The sequence below is a fragment of the Streptosporangium subroseum genome, assembly GCF_900188345.1.
Lineage (GTDB): Bacteria > Actinomycetota > Actinomycetes > Streptosporangiales > Streptosporangiaceae > Streptosporangium > Streptosporangium subroseum.
Genome location: NZ_FZOD01000093.1, coordinates 12,394 through 29,292, shown reverse-complemented (window position 1 = coordinate 29,292; position 16,899 = coordinate 12,394). Strand labels below are relative to the sequence as shown.

Below are 16,899 nucleotides of genomic sequence, written 5' to 3'. Positions count from 1 at the left end.
TCGTCGGGGGGCGCCGGAGCGCTGAGGCTGGCCGCGGAGCTGGGCCCGAAACGAGTGTGGGCGGTCGCCGCGGCGTCACCCGCCGTTACCGCCTCACAGGCGCCGTTGCGCGATCTCGTGGACATCCCGGTATGGCTGGGCTGTGGCGAGCGCGACGACTGGGCCCTGCAGACTCAGACGATGCTGAAGGGCCTCAGAGCGCTGGGTGCCACAGCCGAGGGAAGGGTTACCTCCGGATGCCAGGACATGGCCTACCGCCGCCGGGTGTTACCGGAGCAGTTGGCCTTCCTTTCGCGCCATATATGACAAGGGACGCCCCGAAGAGGCGCCCCTAGGACAGTGTGTTTCCGTCCCGGCCTCTAGGTAAGGGCCGGCTCGCGATCCTGCAGACGGTTGAACTCCTCGTCGCGGGTGTTGGCCGCGAGTTCGTCGTTCTGGGCCTGGAGCCGGGTGAGCTCTCCCTCGAGATCCCGGATGCGCTGCTGGAGGCGACGCATTTCCGAGACCATTCGAGGGTCGGGACCGCCGACGTGGCCGAGTAGAGCCTTCGCCATGGTAAAGGGTCCTCCACGCTGAGTGACCAGACTGGTTCGCGCACTTCTTTGCCGCGGGAGGGGTGCGCGCGGTTCTCATCAAGAGTCGCACCGGTGAGGGAGACGGTCAAGTTGAACGCTCCAGGTGGATGCACCAGTAGGCACTCTCGACAGATAACTATACCTTATTTTGGGGGTTTTGTGGAAGCGGTCAGCGCTCTACAAAGCTCACCAAACCGCCTTTGGGCTCATTCCAGTGCTCTACGACCCCGTCGACCAGGCCGGGCGTGTCACCCCCGCGAAGAAACTGCAGAAGTTTGACACAGGATTCCTCCGAACCCTCCGCGACGATCTCCACCCGGCCGTCCGCCATGTTGCGGGCCCAGCCGGTCAGCCCGAGCTCCAGCGCCCGCGACCGCGTCCACCAGCGGAAACCGACCCCCTGCACGCGGCCCCTGACCCAGGCGGTCAGCCGCCGGTCCGTCACAGCCCGGCCTTTCGCGGGCGGGGCTGGCAGCGTGGGCAACTGTAGGACGAACGGTTCATGAACGACTCCCTGATGATCGGGGCGCCACACCTGGGGCAGGGTTCGTCCCGCCGGCCGTACACGGCGAGTGACCGGTCGAAGTAACCGCTCTCGCCATTGACATTCACGTAGAGACTGTCAAAGGATGTGCCGCCCTCGGACAGGGCGGCGGCCATCACCTGACGGGCGGCGGCCAGCAATTCGGCGATCTTCGGCTTGGTCAGCGCCCCGGTGGGCCGGACGCCGTGCAGGCCGGCCCGCCAGAGCGCCTCGTCGGCGTAGATGTTGCCGACGCCGCTGATCAGCGACTGGTCCAGGAGCGCCCGCTTGACCTCGGTCTGCTTGGCCCGCAGGCGGCTGGCGAACTTCTCGTCGTCGAAGTGGGCCTCGAACGGGTCGGCCGCGATGTGGACGATCGGCTCCGGCACCGGCCTGCCCCCGGAATGGCCCATCGCGGTCACCAGCACGTGCCCGAAGGTCCGCTGGTCGACGAAGCGCAGGTCGGGGCCGCCGTCGGTGAAGGCGATCCGGACGCGGAGATGCTTCTCCGGGGCCGAGTCCGGCTCCACCATCAGCAGTTGCCCGCTCATCCCCAGATGCGCCAGGATCGCGTCGGAGCCGTCGAGGGGCAGCCAGAGATATTTGCCCCTGCGCTCGGCGGAGCCGACCGTGCGGCCCTTCAGCCGGGAGACGAACTCCTCGGCGCCGGGGGCGTGTCGCCGGATCGCCCGCGGATGGAACACCTCGGCGTGGGCGACGACCCGCCCGGACACCCAGCGCTCCAGGCCCCGCCGTACGACCTCGACCTCGGGCAACTCAGGCATGAACCCCTCCTTGAGCAGGCTGGCCGTCCCGTGGTCGGGTCAGCTGGCTTCGCGCCTGTCCCGATCCTGACGGATCCGGGTCCAGGCCGCCTCGGCGGCCTGTTGCTCGGCTTCCTTCTTCGAGCGGCCGGAACCCGAACCGTACTCCTCTCCACCGACACGAACGATCGCGGTGAAGGACTTGGCGTGGTCGGGACCACTTTCCTCGACGTGATACTCGGGCACACCCAGCGATTCGGACGCGGTGAGCTCCTGGAGCGAGGTCTTCCAGTCGAGCCCCGCCCCGAGCGAGGCGGAGCGGACGATGAGGGGGTCGAAGAGCAGGTGGACGACACGGAACGCCTCGTCCAGGCCCCTGTTGATGTAGACGGCGCCGATCAGCGCCTCAAGGGTGTCGGCGAGGATCGAGGACTTGTCACGTCCTCCGGTGCCCTCCTCGCCGCGTCCGAGCCGCAGGAACCGGCCCAGGCCCAGCGTGCGGGCCACGTCGGCGAGGGCGCGCATGTTGACCACCGCGGCCCTGAGCTTGGCCAGCTGCCCCTCGGGCAGGTCGGGGTGGTTGCGGTAGAGGGTGTCGGTGACCACCAGGCCCAGCACCGAGTCGCCGAGGAACTCCAGGCGCTCGTTGGTGGGCAGTCCACCGTTCTCGTACGCGTAGGAGCGGTGCGTCAGCGCCCGCTCCAGGATGGCGACGTCCAGCGTCACCGCCAGGACTCGCTCCAGCTCGTCTTTGACGACCTGGACGGCCACCGGTTTGATGCTGCTCATACCCACGTCTTCTCCTCGCACGTTTCTCATCGAAGGCGCGATGGCGAAGGGGAGAACGAGAAGTGCCCGAAGACGTGGTGGGCGCCGGGAGGGTACGCGATTACACGCGAACCCCGGCGTCCACCACAGCCGCGGGCGGACCGCCATCGCATGGGATTGCAAACGGTAACGCCGGCCGGGGCCGGAAAGGGACCCGGCCGGCATCCGTCAGTCAGAATGCGATCAGGCGGAGGGCTCGATCACCTGACGGCGGTTGTAGGTGCCGCAGGTCGGACACGCCACGTGCGGACGCTTGGGCGAGCGACACTGGGGGCAGCTCACGAGCGAAACCGCGGCAGCCTTCCACTGCGACCTGCGGGAGCGGGTGTTGCTCCGCGACATTTTGCGCTTGGGGACAGCCACGTCAGCTCTCCTGATCGTTGTTATGTTCGGGTATGAGACCTTGCAGCTTGGCCCACCGGGCGTCGACCACTTCGTGCTTGTGGCCAGGCTCGGCGTCGGCCAGCCTGATCCCGCACTCCACGCAGAGCCCCGCGCAGTCTTCACTGCAGACCGGGCTCAACGGCAGTGTGAGCACCACCGCGTCGCGGAATGTGGGTTCGAGATCGAGCAAGTCACCGTCGAGAAGCGAGTCATCCTCGGCAGCATCCTCTGCCGAGTAGAAGAACAGCTCCTGGAAGTTCACCTCGGTTTGCGAGGTGACCGGTTCCAGGCAGCGTGCGCACTCCCCCCGCAGCGGGGTTCGCGCAGTGCCCGTGACGAGCACACCCTCCATGACCGCTTCAAGCCTGATGTCCAGCTCGACATCGATGTCCTTGGGAACACCGATCATGTCGACGCCGATGTCCGCCGGGGCCGGGAGAACGAGATTCATCTGGCGCATGAGCCCTGGTCGTCGCCCCAGTTCATGGGTAGAAAGCACCCAGGGGGCTCGGGGGTTCAAGTTACGCTGAGTCATTCCGCTCTCATTAGGCATGTTAGGCATGGCGCATCGACGCCGTCGTGCAAGGCCGAATTCAGAGAATACCAGGGCCTAGCCCCTGAGCCGTTCGACCAGGAGTTCCTGCACAAGATCAGGCACGAGGCCGGACACGTTCCCGCCGTACTTGACGATCTCCTTGATACGGCTGGACGACAGGAATGAGACCTCCGGCCCGGTCGCCATGAACAGGGTCTCCACCCCGGACATCCGGTAGTTGAGCTGGGCCATCTGGAGCTCGTAGTCGAAGTCGCTGACCGCGCGCAGGCCCTTCACGATGGCGGGGATCTCCTGCTGCTTGCAGTAGTCCACCAACAGGCCGTGAAACTTGTCCACTCGCACGTTGCCGTACTCCTTGGTCACGGTCTGGAGCATCTGGATGCGCTCCTCCACCGTGAACAGGCTTTTCTTCTCGAGGTTGATCAGTACGGCCACGACAACCTCGTCGTACTGCCGGGAAGCCCGGCCGATGATGTCCAGATGGCCGTTGGTAATGGGATCAAACGATCCCGGACAGACAACGCGACGCAAGGTGAACCCCCTGCTCTGTGGCTCTATGGATTCCCGGCGGCGCGACCGTACCAAACGGACGCTTCACCATAACGACGGACCCTCTCCTCTTCGTATCCGAGCGGCCAGACCAGGTCCTTACCCCGGCTCTCCCGTTCCACCGCGACCAGCGCGTCCTCGTGAAGCCAGCCGTGATCCCTCAGCTGCCCGAGCGTCGCGTCCACCGCCTCCGCGGTCATCGCGTAGGGCGGGTCGGCGAACACCAGGTCGTACGGCTCGCCGGTGCCCCTGGCGAGCACCCGCTCGACCCTGTCGGCCGCGAGCTCGGCTCCCGGCAGCCCGAGGGCCGCGATGTTCTCCTTGATCGTCCGGACCGCCCTGGCGTCGGACTCCACGAGAAGGGCGTGGGAGGCCCCTCGCGAGAGCGCCTCCAGCCCGAGCGCGCCCGACCCCGCGTAGAGGTCGAGCACCCTGCTCCCCTCCAGCGAGCCGAACAGCGATCCCACGGTGGAGAAGATCCCCTCCCTGGCCCGATCGCTCGTGGGGCGGGTCCCCCGCCCCGGCGGCACGGCCAGCCGCCGTCCTCCTGCGCTTCCCGCGATGACTCGACTCACCTGCCCATCCTCTCAGTGCCGGTCAGATGCCGGTCAGATGCCGGTCCTGGGCCGATGCCGGTCGAATGTCGTTCCCGGGCCGGTCGCGGGCCAATTGCCCCTCACGATCCTGATGAATTACGGCCTAATGCTTAGGGAGTGTCATTGCCATGCGATTCGGGCAAATCGCCGCTCCACAGCCTGGATGATCGACGCGCCCTCACAGCGCGGCGTGTCGCGACGCATCACATAACCGCAGGTCAAAAGGGTCCTGACAGGTGATCTAGGTCAAGAGTGGGCAAGGAGTGGCGACGAAAGCGCAAGGGTCGTTCCGCCGGGTGCCGGTGCCTTGCATGATGAGTCCTGCGGCCTCCAAGTGACCCAGGGGGAGGCCGACCGGCGTGATCGTGAGCCCTTCCGCACGCCGGTGCTCTCGGCACCTGACCCGGGAGTGGGCCCAAGCGGGGACGGCATTCGGGGGGAGGCCGTCCCCGCAGTTGGGTCCATCGGCTTCTCAGCGACCGGACAGTGACCTTCCAGCGGCCGGACAACCGTTTCCCGGCGATCGGGCACTCGCCCTTCCAACCACCGGACAGAGCCGGTCGGCCTCGGGTCCTTTCAACGAGCCTCGGCTCCTCTCGATGCCGGACGGAGCCGGTCGGCCCGGTCCCTCCCCATCGGCGGGCGGAGCCGGTCGGCCCGGGTCCCCACGGTGAGCGGACCCGGCCCGAGCCTCAGGTCTTCTCGAGGTATTCGGCGCGCTCGTCGGCGAGGAGCCTCTCGATCTCCATGCGGAGGACGGGATGCCCGGCCAGATCGGGGTCGTCGGTCAGCATCGTCTCGGCGTCCAGGCGGGCGGCGTGGATCACGTCTTCGTCGCGGAGAAGCCTGAGCATCTTCAGAGACGATCTGCGGCCCGACTGGGCCACTCCCAGCACATCACCCTCCCTGCGCTGCTCCAGGTCCACACGGGACAGCTCAAAGCCGTCCAGGGTCGCCGCCACCGCGTCGAGCCGTCCCCTGGCGGGCGTGCCCCCCAGGGACTCGGACACCAGCAGGCACAGACCGGGCAGTCCACCACGGCCGACCCGGCCGCGGAGCTGGTGGAGCTGGGAGACGCCGAACCGGTCGGCGTCCATGATGACCATGACCGAGGAGTTGGGGACGTCCACGCCGACCTCGATGACCGTGGTCGCCACCAGGACGTCGATCTCGCCCCTGGTGAAGGCCCTCATCACCGCGTCCTTCTCCTCGGGCGGCAGCTTGCCGTGAAGCACCGCCGTACGGAGACCGCGCAGCGGCCCCTCCGACAGCATCTCCGCCACGTCGAGCACCGCCAGCGGCGGCCTCCGCTCGTCGTCGTCCTTCGACAGGTCGCCCTCGTCGCCCTCCAGGTCGCCGATGCGCGGGCACACGATGTAGGCCTGCCGGCCCAGCTCGATCTCCTCGCGCAACCGCGTCCACGTCCGGTCGAGAAAGTGCGGCTTCTCCGCGGCGGGCACCACGTGGGTGGTGATCGGGGCGCGTCCGGAGGGCAGCTGGGAGAGGGTGGAGACCGTGAGGTCGCCGAAGACCGTCATGGCGACCGTGCGCGGGATCGGGGTGGCGGTCATGACGAGCACGTGCGGGCGCCCGCCGCCGGCCTTCTCCCGCAGCGCGTCGCGCTGCTCGACGCCGAACCGGTGCTGCTCGTCGACCACGACCAGGCCGAGATCGGCGAACTGCACGCGCTCCTGGAGCACCGCGTGGGTGCCGACGACGATCCCCGCCGAGCCCGAGGCGGCGTCGAGCATGGCCGAACGGCGGGCGGCCGCGCCCAGCGAGCCGGTCAGCAGGGCGACCACCGTGCCACCGAACATGCCGCCGGCGGCCAGCTCGCCGAGCATGCCGGAGATGGAACGGTGATGCTGCTGGGCGAGCACCTCCGTGGGCGCCAGCAGCACGGCCTGGCCTCCGGCGTCGACCACCTGGAGCATGGCCCGCAGCGCCACGATGGTCTTGCCCGCGCCGACCTCGCCCTGGAGCAGCCGGTGCATGGGATGAGCGAGCGCCAGGTCCGCGGCGATCTCCTCCCCCACGCTCCGCTGCCCCTCCGTGAGCTCGAACGGCAGCCGCCCGTCGAAGTCGGTCAGCATCCCGTCGCCGCGCGGGGGCCGGGGCGTGGCGGGCCAGGAGGCGGCGGCCATCCGGCGCTGCAGCAGCACGGCCTGGAGCAGGAAGGCCTCGTCGAACCTGAGCCGCTTGCGCGCCCTTTCCACGTCGGCGCGATCGCGCGGCCGGTGGATCGCGAGCAGCGCCTCCGCCAGGCCGGGAAGCCTGTGCCGGGCCCGCAGGTCGGCGGGGAGCGGATCCTCCAGCTCTCCCATGGTGTCGAGGACGACTCCCATCGCCCTGCGGATGGCCCAGGGCGTCACGTCCTTGCCCGCCGGGTAGATCGGCACCAGCGCGGCGGCGAACTCCTCGGCGCCCGCCTCGGCCTCCTCGAACATCTCGAACTCGGGGTGGGACAGCTGCCACCTGCGCTTGTCACCCTGGCCGAACGCGCCGACCTTCCCCGCGAACATGCCCCGCCGGCCCGGCCGCAGCCGCGTCTCCGCGATGTGGGACGTCTTGCCGAAGAAGGACAGGTAGATCTTGCTGCCGCGGCCGTCGACGACCTCGACCTCCAGCCAGGTGCCGCCTTTGTTCCGCATCGGCCTGCGCATGGCCCTGGTGATCTCGCCCACCACGGTCACGTGTTCGTCGATCTGCAGGTCGTCGAGGTTCGTCAGCTCACCCCGCTCGGCGTAGCGCCGCGGATAGTGCCGCAGCAGATCGCCGACGGTGCGCAGGTCGAGAACGCTTTCCAGCAGCTTGGCCGTCTTGGGGTCCAGCGCCTTCGTCAGCGGCTCGTCGAAGCTCGTCACCCCAAGTTTCTATCGCGTCCCGGCGACAGAATTCACTCAACGCCGATGAGCAACGGGTAACCGCCCTGCCCACCCTCGTACAGAACCACCTCGACGTCGGGCCTCGTCGCGCCCAGATGATCCTGTACGGCCCGCGCCAGTCCCGGCGGCGCGTTGGCCCCTTCGAGCACGGTCACCAGCTCGCTGCTGGACGACACCATGCGCCGGACGACCTCGAGCGCGGTGCCGGCGAGGTCGGTGCCGATCACCGCGGCGTCCCCGTCGATCACGCCCAGGACGTCTCCGCGCGCGGTCAGCCCCGCGCTGGTCATGACCTCGCGATCGGCCACCCAGACGTGCCCGTGGCGGGTGTGCGCGGCGGCCTCGGTCATGGCCACCACGTCGTCGTCGAAGCGCCGCAGCGGGTCGTGGACGGCCAGCGCCGACAGGCCCTGCACCGAGGCCCTCGTCGGCAGCACGCTGACCACCAGCCCCTCCTCCCTGGCGATCTCGGCGGCGGCGGCCGCGACCTCGCGCGCCCCGCCGTCGTTGGGCAGGACCACGACCTCCGAGCCCGCCTCCCGGATCGCGGCGAGCACCGCCGCGAGGGGCGGGCTGGAGCCGGGCTCGCGGCGGACCACCACGGCGCCCGACTCCTCGAACACGGCGGCCAGCGCGGGCCCCGCGGCCACGGCCACCACCCCTCGCCCGCGGGCGACCGGGTGGGTCCTGCCGGGCCCGGCCAGGTAGGTCACCTTTATCCGGTGGGGGCGTCCCAGACGCAGGGCCGCCTCGATGGCCGCGCCCGCGTCGTCCACGTGGACGTGCACGTTCCACAGGTCCTCGCCGCCCACGATCACGAGCGAGTCGCCGAGCGCGTCCAGCTCCCCGCGCAGCACGCCCACCGCGGCCGCGTCGGCGTCCAGGAGATACATGACCTCGTAGCCGGGATGGCCGGGCCCCTCCTCCGGCTCCGGGCGCGCGGCACCCGGGCCGGCCGGGTGGACCGGCACCGGGATGTCCACCCGCCCGGTGTAGGAGTCGGTGATCACCGCGGCGAGACTCTCAAGGATGATCGCCAGGCCCGCTCCACCGGCGTCCACGACGCCGCTGCGGGCGAGCACGTCGAGCTGGTCCGGGGTACGGCGAAGCGCGGAGCGCGCCTCCTCCGCCGCCTTCCTCGCGACCGAGACGAGATCGCCCCGCAGGTCGCCCACCGCCGCGGCGACGGAGGTGAGCACGCTCAGCACCGTGCCCTCGACCGGCCGGGACACCGCCTCACGGGCCAGTTCGGCGGCTCTGACCAGGCCCCGCCCGAGGTCGGCGCCGCAGCCCTCGGCCCCCTTCAGCACCTCGGCGAGACCGCGCAGCGCCTGGCTGACGATGACCCCGGAGTTGCCGCGGGCGCCGATCATCGCTCCCTGCGCGAGCGTCCGCCAGGTGGTCGCCGCGTCCGCGTCGCCGGGCAGCCCGTCGAGCGCCTCGGCCGCCGAGAGCATGGTCAGGTACAGGTTGGTGCCGGTATCGCCGTCGGGCACGGGAAAGACGTTGAGCGCGTCGATCTCCTCGCGCGCCTTTCCCAGGGTCTCCGCGGCCAGCCGCGACCACCGCCGGATCGCGGACGGGTCGAGGACCTGCAGCATGCCTGCCCTTCTCCCCTCCGGGATGCGCTACCGTTGCCAACGGAGATTATCCCCGTTCGGCCAGTCATGGCGGCTCACGTTGCCGTGCATGGCCGAACATCGGATATCCTCATATGGCCAGCCGGTCGTCCCGGCGTGCCCGATGACCGCCCGCTAGCGCGGCGGATCGGGCCTCTCGACTGATATGAAGGAGCGAACCGTGGCTTCCGTCTGCGATGTTTGCGCTAAGAAGCCGACCTTCGGCAACAACATCTCCCACTCGCACCGACGCACGCGTCGCCGCTGGAACCCGAACATCCAGCCCGTGCGCGCAGTGGTGAACGGCACGCCGAAGCGGCTGAACGTGTGCACTTCCTGCATCAAGGCCGGCAAGGTCACTCGCTAGCCAGACCTTCACAGCAGCCCGCCGTCCCCTTCCCAGGGGACGGCGGGCTGCTGCTTTTGGCGCCTATGCCGGTGCGGCGCTCTCAACGCCTGTCCGGCGGGGTCGCCCCAGCCGCAGAGCCGCCTCGCCACCCGCGCGGTCCACGGCTTTCGGTGCCTGCTTCAGCGCTGGCGCCAGGCGTGGTCCACCGGGCCGATGCCCGCGCCCAGCGGGAAGCCGTGCGCGATCGCGCCGGTGACGTACGCCTTGGCCTTCTCCACGGCGGAGGGGACGTCCTCGCCGAGGGCCAGGTGGGAGGCGATGGCGGAGGCCAGGGTGCAGCCCGTGCCGTGGGTGTGCCGGTTGTCGTGACGCTCGGCGGTGAAGCGGAACTCCCGCGTGCCGTCGGTCAGCAGGTCCACCGGGGCGCCGGGCAGATGACCGCCCTTGACCAGCACCCACGTGGGGCCGAACTCAAGGACCGCGTCGGCGGCCCGGCGCAGGTCTCCCTCGTCCTCGACCTTCACCCCGGTGAGCTGTGAGACCTCCCACAGATTGGGGGTGACCACGGTGGCCGCCGGCAGCAGACGCTGCTTCATCGTCTCCACGGCCTCCGGTGCGAGCAGCGCGTCACCGTGCTTGGACACTCCCACCGGATCCACCACCACGGGCACGTCCAGCCCCGCCAGACCCGCCAACACCTCGGCGACGGTCTCCACCAGCGCGGACGAGGCCAGCATCCCGGTCTTGACCGCCTGGGCGCCGATGTCGCCGAGCACCGAGTCGAGCTGGGCGCGGACCGCCTCCGGAGGAAGCTCCCAGTATCCCTGCACGCCCAGCGAGTTCTGGGCGGTCACCGCGGCGATCACGCTCATGCCGTGCACGCCCAGGGCCAGCATCGTCTTCAGGTCGGCCTGGATGCCCGCGCCACCGCCGGAGTCGGAACCGGCGACGGTCAGCACGCGAGGAGGGGTCGAATCGGTCATGTCCCCATCCAACCAGTCTCAGATCAGGAGACCGAGCACTCCCCCTGGCCGCTCTCACAGGTCTGGGGGATCTCCGCCCGGCCGCGCGCGGTGAAGTTGACGATCAGATCTTCACCGGGCTCCAGGTCCTTGCCCGACTCGATCACCAGGGTGTCGCCGATCTGCTTCCCGGCGGCCCCGCTCACCGAGGAGACCCTTCCGCTCACCGGCAGGCTCAGCCTCAGGCCGTTGACCCTCTGGCCCGCAGTGACCACGAGCCTGACGGTGTATTCCCTTGACTTCTCCCTCACGACGCCGGCACCGACCCTGATCGTCGCGGGACCGTTCGGGGCGGGCGCCTCGGAGGTCTGGGCGGGCGCGGGCGCGGTGTCCACCGGGGGCTGCGCCGGAGCGTCGGTCTCGTCGGCTTCGAGCGGCCCGGAGACGGGGCTCGAAGAGGGCTCAGGGCTCTCCTCCGGCCTGTCCGCGGACTCCGGCTCGTCCGCGAGCTCCGGTCCGTCCGCGGGCGAACGCGCACCGGTGGACAGCGGCTCGGCGGCTGCGGACCGGGGGGCGCGGGTGGCCTTGGGCGCGCGGGTCGGACTCGGGGCGGAGACGACGGCGCCACTCCGGCGGGTGGCCTCGGGGGTCGGAGTGGCCTCTGGCTCTCCCTGCTTCCCCGGCTCCCGGTCGGGCTCCTCGCCGAAGGCGGGATCGCCGGCCGGTTCGCCGGTCTCGGCCTGCGGCACCGGCTGGTTCGACGCCGCCAGGACGCAGCCGCCGGGCGGGCAGTCGGTGCTCGACCCCGCGGGGCTGGTCATCACCTGGACGCCGACCACGGTGCCGCCGAGAACCACGATCATCGCCGCGACGGCCAGCAGCATCATCTTCCGCCCGCCGGAGCGGCGTCTCTCCTCGGGCCGGACCGAATCGGACAGCTCGGTCTCGGCGGAAGACCATCCCGACCCCAGGAATCCGGTCCGTGTCTCGACGATCGCCGACTCCTCGGGACGGAGCCGGCGCCCGATCGCCCCGTCGGGGTTGCCTGGCTCCGGGGTGTCCTTCGACCTACGTTTTCCCCGGCTGGAGGAAGCGTCTTCCCCGTGTTCCGCATGGCGGCCCATACTGCCCCTTTCCTCTAGGGAATCTCGACCGCCCATCTTCATACCAGTTTAATAACCGTTTGTCGCAAATTTCACTGATGTCACAGGAGGTGGGAAACGTCACTCATGGAAGTGGTCCCAGCCGCCGCGGACCAGCGAAACGCCCTTGACCTGTACACCTTCCCCCTCGATCACGTGGCCCACCACGGTCCAGGCCGGCGAGAGCCGTGCGTGAACGGGAAAAGTCGCGGCGAGGGCATGGTCCTCGCCACCGGAGAGCACCCACTCCAGCGGGTCGGCGCCGAGCTGCCGGGCGGCGTCGGCGATCGGGGGAGGGATGACGAAGGCCTCCGGGTCGAGCACGAGGGCGACCCCGGAGGCCTTGGCGACGTGCCCGAGGTCCTGAAGCAGTCCGTCGCTGACGTCGAGCATCGAGGTCGCGCCGAACGTGGCCGCCTCGATTCCGCAGGCGTAGGGGGGCGCCGGCCGCCGGTGGGCCTCGATCAGCTCCGCCGGCCCGTCACGGCCCTCGCGGAGCAGTGCGAGCCCCGCGGCGGCGTGCCCGAGCCTCCCGGCCACCGCGACCAGGTCTCCCGGACGCGCTCCCGAACGCGTGACCGGTGCGCGCCCGCCCAGGTCACCGAGAGCGGTGACGCCGATCACGACCAGATCGCAACGGGTGATGTCCCCGCCCGCCACGCTGGCGCCGACGAGGTCGCACTCGTCGCGGAAGCCGTCGGTGAGATCGTCCAGCCAGGTGAGGGCGGCGTCGGAGGGCAGACCGAGGCCGACCACGATGCCGGTGGGCACGGCCCCCATCGCCGTGATGTCGGACAGATTCTGTGCCGCAGCTTTACGACCTATGTCGTAACCACTGGACCAATCACGCCGAAAGTGCCTACCCTCGATCAAGAGGTCCGTTGTCACGACGACCCGACCGTCAGGAGCACTCAACATCGCGGCGTCGTCCCCGGGACCGAGCAGTACGGTCCTACCTTGTGGCAAGCGTCCGGCAATACGTGCAATAACCCCGAATTCGCCGAGATCTCCGACTGTGATGACACACCTCCTGTTCATGACAGGGTACGGTGACCTTTCGGCACTGATCCAATCGCCCGGGAGGACGTTATGGTGCAGGCCTATATTCTCATTCAGACCGAAGTCGGCAAGGCCGCGAACGTGGCCAGCGAGATCTCCGGAATCCCCGGTGTCACGCAAGCCGAGGACGTCACCGGTCCCTACGACGTGATCGTTCGGGCCGAGGCCCGCAACGTGGACGAGCTCGGCAAGCTCGTGGTGGCGCAGATTCAGGCGGTAGAGGGAATCACACGTACTCTTACGTGTCCCATCGTTCATATCTGACCATCAGGAATGTGAGATGTCTCTCCGGTTCGCCCGCTGGACGGGGTGCGCCTGCGCCCTGCTGATCCTGGCGGGATGCGGCGGCACCGTCCGGATGGAACCGCCCGTCCCCGAGGGGGCGGCCGTGGCCGCGTGCAAGCACCTCGGGGAGCGGCTCCCGCAGAAGCTCGACGGCGCGGACCGGGTGGAGTCCACCCCCGCCTCGCCGTACGTCGCGGTGTGGGGGGAGGCCCAGATCGCGCTGCGCTGCGGGGTGCCGCGGCCGGTGACGATGGCCGCCACCGACCAGGTGCCGGAGATCGACGGGGTGGCGTGGTTCCCCGACCCCACCAGGCCGACGCTGTTCACGGCGATCGGCCGGGAGGCCTACGTCGAGGTGACGATCTCCCAGGAGCACACTCCGCAGAACGTGCTCATCGATCTCGCGGCACCCATCAAGGCGGCGCTACCGTAGGCCGGGAGAGCGGTGCAGCGCGAGCTGGATCAGCCGCTCGACCAGCTGGGGGTAGGACAGTCCGCTGACGGCCCACAGTTGCGGCGCGACCGACATCGCGGTGAAGCCCGGCATCGTGTTGATCTCGTTGAGGATCAGCTTGCCCTCGTCGGTGTAGAAGAAGTCGACACGCGACAACCCCTCGCAGCCCAGCGCCTCGAACGCGCGGACGGCCATCGCCCGCAGTTTCTCCGTCACGTCCTCGGGGATGTCCGCGGGCGCGGAGAGGGACATGTCGTCGCCGATGTACTTGGCCTCGAAGTCGAAGAACTCGTGGTCGCCGCGGACCAGCACCTCGCCGGGCACGCTGGCCCGCGCGGCCTCGTCGCCCATGGACTCCAGCACGGCGCATTCGATCTCACGCCCCGCGATCGCGGCCTCGACCAGCACCTTGGGGTCGTGCTCCCGGGCGAACTCGATGGCCCGCTCCAGCTCCTCCAGGTTGTGCGCCTTGGAGATGCCCTGGCTGGACCCGGCTCGGGCGGGCTTGACGAAGACCGGCCAGCCGAGCTCCTGGACCTCCTTGAGGATCCGGTCGCGGTCGGTCCGCCAGTCGCGGTCGCGGACGACGACGTACGGGCCGACGGGCAGACCCGCGGCGGCGAGCACGATCTTCATGTAGGCCTTGTCCATGCCGACCGCGCTGGCGAGCACCCCGGAGCCGACGTAGCGGACCCCGGCCATCTCCAGCAGCCCCTGGATCGTGCCGTCCTCGGCGAACGGCCCGTGCATCACGGGGAAGACCACGTCGACATGGCCGAGCTCAATCGGAATGCTGCCCGAGTCATAGGCCACCAGTGGCCCTCCGCCGGATGGCAGTGCCAGCCCGGAGCCCTGGGCGTCCACGGCGGGCAACTCACCGCCGTCGATCTCATAACGCTGGTCCCCCGAGGCGAGCACCCACCGTCCGTCCCGGGCGATCCCCACGGGAACCACCTCGTACTTGGACCGATCGATGGCCTCCAGCACGCTGCCGGCTCCAAGGATGGAGACGGCGTGCTCGGAGTTACGACCGCCGAAGACGACGGCGACCCGCGGACGGGGTTCGTGCTGTTCACTCATGAAGACCGAATCTACCCCCTCTTAGGGGGCAATCTGCCTGTTAGACGCGCCTATCTACCCGATACGGGGAAGGGAGTCCAGAGCCTTGGTCACGTCCATAATGAGGTCCTCCGCGTCCTCCAGCCCGACGGAGAACCGGACCGCCCCCGCGTCGACCCCGGAGCCGTTACCGAGCCGGCGGTGGGTGGCCGAGGCCACATGCGCGGCCTTGGTGCGCGTGCCGCCGGCGGAGGTGGCGATCGAGGCGAGTTTGAGAGCGTCGGCCAGCGCCACGCCCGCGCTGTAACCGCCGTGCGGGGTGATCGTCACGCAGGCGCCGTATCTGGTGCCCTCGGGGCCGGAGTCGAACAGGCGTCTGGCGAGCTGGTGGCCGGGGTGGCCGGGCAGCCCCGGGTAGTCGACCCGGCGCACGGCGGGGTGCTTGGCCACGGCGGCGGCGAACAGCATCGCGGTGGAGCACATCCGGCGCACCCGCAGCGGCAGGGTCTCCAGTCCCCTGCGCAGCAGGAACGCGTCGTCGGGGGAGAGCGTCCCGCCGGTGTCGATGCGGACCTCGCGCAGCTGGGCGACCAGGTCGGGACGGCCGACCGCGACGCCGCCGGTGCAGTCGTCGTGGCCGCCGAGGTATTTGGTCGCGGAGTGGATCACCAGGTCGGCGCCGTGTTCGAGGGGGCGGCACACGATCGGGGTGGCGAAGGTGGAGTCGACCACCAGCAGCGCCCCGGCCATGCGGGCGATCCGGTAGAGGCCGCGGATGTCGGAGACGGCCATCGTCGGGTTGGAGAGCGTCTCCGCATAGATGATCTTCGTATTGGGCCTGACCTCCGCGTGCACCCGGGCGAGATCGCCGTAGTCCACGAAGTCCGCGCCGACCCCGAACCTGGACAGCACATTGGTGATCAGGGAGTGGGTCCCGCCGTACAGGGGGGCCGGGGCCACGATGTGCGCGCCCGCGCGCAGGAACGTCATCAGGACGGTGCTGATCGCGGCCATCCCCGAGGCGAACGCCTGGCCCGCCACATCCTCGGGCGCCGCGGCGCCCTCCAGCGAGGCCACCGCCGCGGCGAAGGCGGCGGTGGTGGGATTGTCGATCCGGCCCTCGGCGAAACCGGAGCCCTTCTCGTCGAACGCGTCGGCGTATTCGGCGGAGTCGCCGAAGCTCCACGCGGAGTTGCGCCACACAGGAAGGCCGAAGGGGCTCTGCTGGGGCGCGAGCGCGGGGGGCAGGTGCACCGATCGGGTGTTCTCGCCCTGCCTCCTGCGTGTGCGTCTGTTCACAGACCGTACCGTTCCGCTTTGGGAGTTCGCGACATCAGCAGCACCGCGGCCTCGCTTGGTGGCATTGCGTCGTGGACCACCGCCACCACCACCTCGGTGATCGGCATCTCCACGTCGTGCTTCCTGGCCAGCTCGAGGACCGACTCGCAGGACTTGACCCCCTCGGCGGTCTGTTTCGTGGCGGCGACGACCTCGGCCAAGGTCATACCCCGTCCAAGATTCTCACCGAAGGTACGGTTCCGGGACAATGGGGACGTACAGGTCGCTATCAGATCGCCCATCCCCGCCAGGCCCGCGAAGGTGTGCGGATCCGCGCCGAGCGCCTCGCCCAGCCGGGAGATCTCGGCCAGCCCGCGCGTCATCAGCATCGCCCCGACGTTGTCACCGAGTCCCATCCCCGCCGAGATGCCGACCGCCAGGGCGATCACGTTCTTGATCGCCCCTCCGAGCTCCACCCCCACCACGTCGGGGTTGGTGTAGGGGCGAAACCACGGCGGCATATAGCAGGCCGCCTGGAGGCGTTCCATGGCCCGCTCGTCGGTGCAGGCGACCACGGTCGCGGCGGGCTGGCCCCGGACGATCTCACCGACCAGGTTGGGTCCCGACACCACCGCGACCCGCTCCTGGGGCACCTCCGCGACCTCGCAGATCACCTCGCTCATCCGCTTGGTGGTGCCGAGCTCGATGCCTTTCATCAGGCTGACCAGCACCGCGTCGGGCGGCAGATCCGCCTTCCACCGGCTCAGGTTGGACCGCAGGGTCTGGGAGGGCACCGCGAGCACCACGAAGTCCGCGCCGTCGAGAGCCTCGGCGGGATCGGTCGTGGCACGCAGGGTGTCGGGCAGCACCGCACCGGGAAGGTAGTCCGGATTCTCGTGACGGCGGTCGATCGCCTCGACCACCTCCGCCCGCCGGCCCCACAGGGTCGTCCGGGTGCCCGCCCCCGCAAGAATCATGCCGAAGGTAGTGCCCCACGAGCCCGTGCCGAATACAGCCGCCTTGGTCATTTCA

The 16,899-nt window shown here is 69.6% G+C and carries 20 protein-coding genes; 4 read left to right on the top strand and 16 right to left on the bottom strand.

Features of this window, described 5'->3' with window-relative positions; genetic code table 11:
• Nucleotides 1–306: alpha/beta hydrolase (locus CHC08_RS51030; protein WP_218825789.1), on the top strand; the 306-nt coding region annotated here is incomplete at its 5' end.
• Between the two features lie 53 nt (nucleotides 307–359).
• Here the strand turns inward: CHC08_RS51030 and CHC08_RS44395 are convergent.
• The 10 genes from CHC08_RS44395 to CHC08_RS44350 form a co-directional block, all read right to left on the bottom strand.
• Nucleotides 360–554 (bottom strand): hypothetical protein, encoded by a 195-nt coding sequence (locus CHC08_RS44395; protein ID WP_089213397.1) that lies wholly within the window; start codon nucleotides 552–554, stop codon nucleotides 360–362.
• 190 nt (nucleotides 555–744) lie between these two features.
• Complete coding sequence (locus CHC08_RS44390; protein WP_089213396.1) at nucleotides 745–1,020, bottom strand: acylphosphatase; 276 nt, start codon at nucleotides 1,018–1,020, stop codon at nucleotides 745–747.
• Nucleotides 1,017–1,883 carry a bifunctional DNA-formamidopyrimidine glycosylase/DNA-(apurinic or apyrimidinic site) lyase gene (mutM, locus tag CHC08_RS44385; protein ID WP_089213395.1) on the bottom strand — a complete coding sequence of 289 codons (867 nt, stop codon included), beginning with the start codon at nucleotides 1,881–1,883 and terminating at the stop codon, nucleotides 1,017–1,019. The genes CHC08_RS44390 and mutM overlap by 4 nt, the downstream gene beginning before the upstream one ends.
• A 39-nt stretch (nucleotides 1,884–1,922) precedes the next feature.
• Complete coding sequence (rnc, locus tag CHC08_RS44380) at nucleotides 1,923–2,651, bottom strand: ribonuclease III (protein ID WP_245878947.1); 729 nt, start codon at nucleotides 2,649–2,651, stop codon at nucleotides 1,923–1,925.
• A gap of 222 nt (nucleotides 2,652–2,873) precedes the next feature.
• A complete protein-coding gene (gene rpmF / locus CHC08_RS44375) occupies nucleotides 2,874–3,053 on the bottom strand; it encodes a 50S ribosomal protein L32 (protein WP_012894381.1) in 180 nt (59 codons plus the stop codon).
• A 1-nt stretch (nucleotide 3,054) separates the two neighbouring features.
• Nucleotides 3,055–3,609 carry a YceD family protein gene (locus tag CHC08_RS44370; RefSeq protein WP_089213394.1) on the bottom strand — a complete coding sequence of 185 codons (555 nt, stop codon included), beginning with the start codon at nucleotides 3,607–3,609 and terminating at the stop codon, nucleotides 3,055–3,057.
• 75 nt (nucleotides 3,610–3,684) lie between these two features.
• Entirely contained in the window at nucleotides 3,685–4,161 is a 477-nt protein-coding gene (coaD, locus tag CHC08_RS44365; protein ID WP_179282579.1) for a pantetheine-phosphate adenylyltransferase, read from the bottom strand.
• 23 nt (nucleotides 4,162–4,184) lie between these two features.
• Nucleotides 4,185–4,754, bottom strand: coding sequence for a 16S rRNA (guanine(966)-N(2))-methyltransferase RsmD (gene rsmD, locus CHC08_RS44360; RefSeq protein WP_089213393.1), 570 nt, complete (start codon nucleotides 4,752–4,754; stop codon nucleotides 4,185–4,187).
• Between the two features lie 713 nt (nucleotides 4,755–5,467).
• Entirely contained in the window at nucleotides 5,468–7,639 is a 2,172-nt protein-coding gene (recG, locus tag CHC08_RS44355) for an ATP-dependent DNA helicase RecG (RefSeq protein WP_089213392.1), read from the bottom strand.
• A 32-nt stretch (nucleotides 7,640–7,671) separates the two neighbouring features.
• The gene (locus CHC08_RS44350; RefSeq protein WP_089213391.1) at nucleotides 7,672–9,261 is read right to left on the bottom strand and encodes a DAK2 domain-containing protein; all 1,590 of its coding nucleotides are present in this window, start codon (nucleotides 9,259–9,261) and stop codon (nucleotides 7,672–7,674) included.
• A 199-nt stretch (nucleotides 9,262–9,460) separates the two neighbouring features.
• Between CHC08_RS44350 and rpmB the strand changes: the two genes are divergently transcribed.
• The gene (gene rpmB, locus CHC08_RS44345) at nucleotides 9,461–9,646 is read left to right on the top strand and encodes a 50S ribosomal protein L28 (protein WP_089213390.1); all 186 of its coding nucleotides are present in this window, start codon (nucleotides 9,461–9,463) and stop codon (nucleotides 9,644–9,646) included.
• Between the two features lie 161 nt (nucleotides 9,647–9,807).
• On the opposite strand, the gene thiD is transcribed toward rpmB, so the two are convergent.
• The 3 genes from thiD to CHC08_RS44330 all read right to left on the bottom strand — a co-directional run bounded on the left by thiD (nucleotide 9,808) and on the right by CHC08_RS44330 (nucleotide 12,770).
• The gene (gene thiD, locus CHC08_RS44340; RefSeq protein ID WP_089213389.1) at nucleotides 9,808–10,611 is read right to left on the bottom strand and encodes a bifunctional hydroxymethylpyrimidine kinase/phosphomethylpyrimidine kinase; all 804 of its coding nucleotides are present in this window, start codon (nucleotides 10,609–10,611) and stop codon (nucleotides 9,808–9,810) included.
• A 23-nt stretch (nucleotides 10,612–10,634) separates the two neighbouring features.
• Nucleotides 10,635–11,714 (bottom strand): hypothetical protein, encoded by a 1,080-nt coding sequence (locus tag CHC08_RS44335; RefSeq protein ID WP_089213388.1) that lies wholly within the window; start codon nucleotides 11,712–11,714, stop codon nucleotides 10,635–10,637.
• Nucleotides 11,715–11,813: 99 nt separating this feature from the next.
• Nucleotides 11,814–12,770, bottom strand: coding sequence for a thiamine-phosphate kinase (locus CHC08_RS44330; protein WP_089213387.1), 957 nt, complete (start codon nucleotides 12,768–12,770; stop codon nucleotides 11,814–11,816).
• 51 nt (nucleotides 12,771–12,821) lie between these two features.
• On the opposite strand from CHC08_RS44330, the gene CHC08_RS44325 reads away from it, so the two are divergent.
• On the top strand, nucleotides 12,822–13,055 hold the full coding sequence (locus tag CHC08_RS44325; RefSeq protein ID WP_089213386.1) for an Lrp/AsnC family transcriptional regulator: 234 nt from the start codon (nucleotides 12,822–12,824) through the stop codon (nucleotides 13,053–13,055).
• A 16-nt stretch (nucleotides 13,056–13,071) separates the two neighbouring features.
• Nucleotides 13,072–13,509: a DUF3515 domain-containing protein gene (locus CHC08_RS44320; RefSeq protein ID WP_089213385.1), complete on the top strand. Its 438-nt coding sequence runs from the start codon at nucleotides 13,072–13,074 to the stop codon at nucleotides 13,507–13,509.
• Here the strand turns inward: CHC08_RS44320 and CHC08_RS44315 are convergent.
• The 3 genes from CHC08_RS44315 to CHC08_RS44305 are packed head-to-tail and all read right to left on the bottom strand — an operon-like array spanning nucleotide 13,501 to nucleotide 16,895.
• Nucleotides 13,501–14,610, bottom strand: coding sequence for a D-alanine--D-alanine ligase family protein (locus CHC08_RS44315; protein WP_089213384.1), 1,110 nt, complete (start codon nucleotides 14,608–14,610; stop codon nucleotides 13,501–13,503). The two genes, CHC08_RS44320 and CHC08_RS44315, sit on opposite strands and share 9 nt — an antisense overlap.
• Before the next feature lie 54 nt (nucleotides 14,611–14,664).
• Entirely contained in the window at nucleotides 14,665–15,888 is a 1,224-nt protein-coding gene (locus CHC08_RS44310; protein WP_089213383.1) for a trans-sulfuration enzyme family protein, read from the bottom strand.
• Nucleotides 15,885–16,895, bottom strand: a complete 1,011-nt coding sequence (locus CHC08_RS44305) for an NAD(P)H-dependent glycerol-3-phosphate dehydrogenase (RefSeq protein ID WP_089213382.1) — start codon at nucleotides 16,893–16,895, stop codon at nucleotides 15,885–15,887. Before CHC08_RS44305 ends, CHC08_RS44310 begins: the two co-directional genes overlap by 4 nt.
• Between the last annotated feature and the right edge of the window lie 4 nt (nucleotides 16,896–16,899).

What these genes read in the sequence shown, in the direction of transcription:
- CHC08_RS44350 (WP_089213391.1), bottom strand. Translation starts at nt 9,261, where the DNA reads ATGCTGCAGGTCCTCGACCCGTCCGCGATCCGGCGGTGGTCGCGGCTG.
- CHC08_RS44305 (WP_089213382.1), bottom strand. Translation starts at nt 16,895, where the DNA reads ATGACCAAGGCGGCTGTATTCGGCACGGGCTCGTGGGGCACTACCTTC.
- CHC08_RS44315 (WP_089213384.1), bottom strand. Translation starts at nt 14,610, where the DNA reads ATGAGTGAACAGCACGAACCCCGTCCGCGGGTCGCCGTCGTCTTCGGC.
- CHC08_RS44330 (WP_089213387.1), bottom strand. Translation starts at nt 12,770, where the DNA reads ATGAACAGGAGGTGTGTCATCACAGTCGGAGATCTCGGCGAATTCGGG.
- rnc (WP_245878947.1), bottom strand. Translation starts at nt 2,651, where the DNA reads ATGAGCAGCATCAAACCGGTGGCCGTCCAGGTCGTCAAAGACGAGCTG.
- CHC08_RS44335 (WP_089213388.1), bottom strand. Translation starts at nt 11,714, where the DNA reads ATGGGCCGCCATGCGGAACACGGGGAAGACGCTTCCTCCAGCCGGGGA.
- CHC08_RS44325 (WP_089213386.1), top strand. Translation starts at nt 12,822, where the DNA reads ATGGTGCAGGCCTATATTCTCATTCAGACCGAAGTCGGCAAGGCCGCG.
- CHC08_RS44395 (WP_089213397.1), bottom strand. Translation starts at nt 554, where the DNA reads ATGGCGAAGGCTCTACTCGGCCACGTCGGCGGTCCCGACCCTCGAATG.
- CHC08_RS44320 (WP_089213385.1), top strand. Translation starts at nt 13,072, where the DNA reads ATGTCTCTCCGGTTCGCCCGCTGGACGGGGTGCGCCTGCGCCCTGCTG.
- mutM (WP_089213395.1), bottom strand. Translation starts at nt 1,883, where the DNA reads ATGCCTGAGTTGCCCGAGGTCGAGGTCGTACGGCGGGGCCTGGAGCGC.
- thiD (WP_089213389.1), bottom strand. Translation starts at nt 10,611, where the DNA reads ATGACCGATTCGACCCCTCCTCGCGTGCTGACCGTCGCCGGTTCCGAC.
- CHC08_RS44370 (WP_089213394.1), bottom strand. Translation starts at nt 3,609, where the DNA reads ATGACTCAGCGTAACTTGAACCCCCGAGCCCCCTGGGTGCTTTCTACC.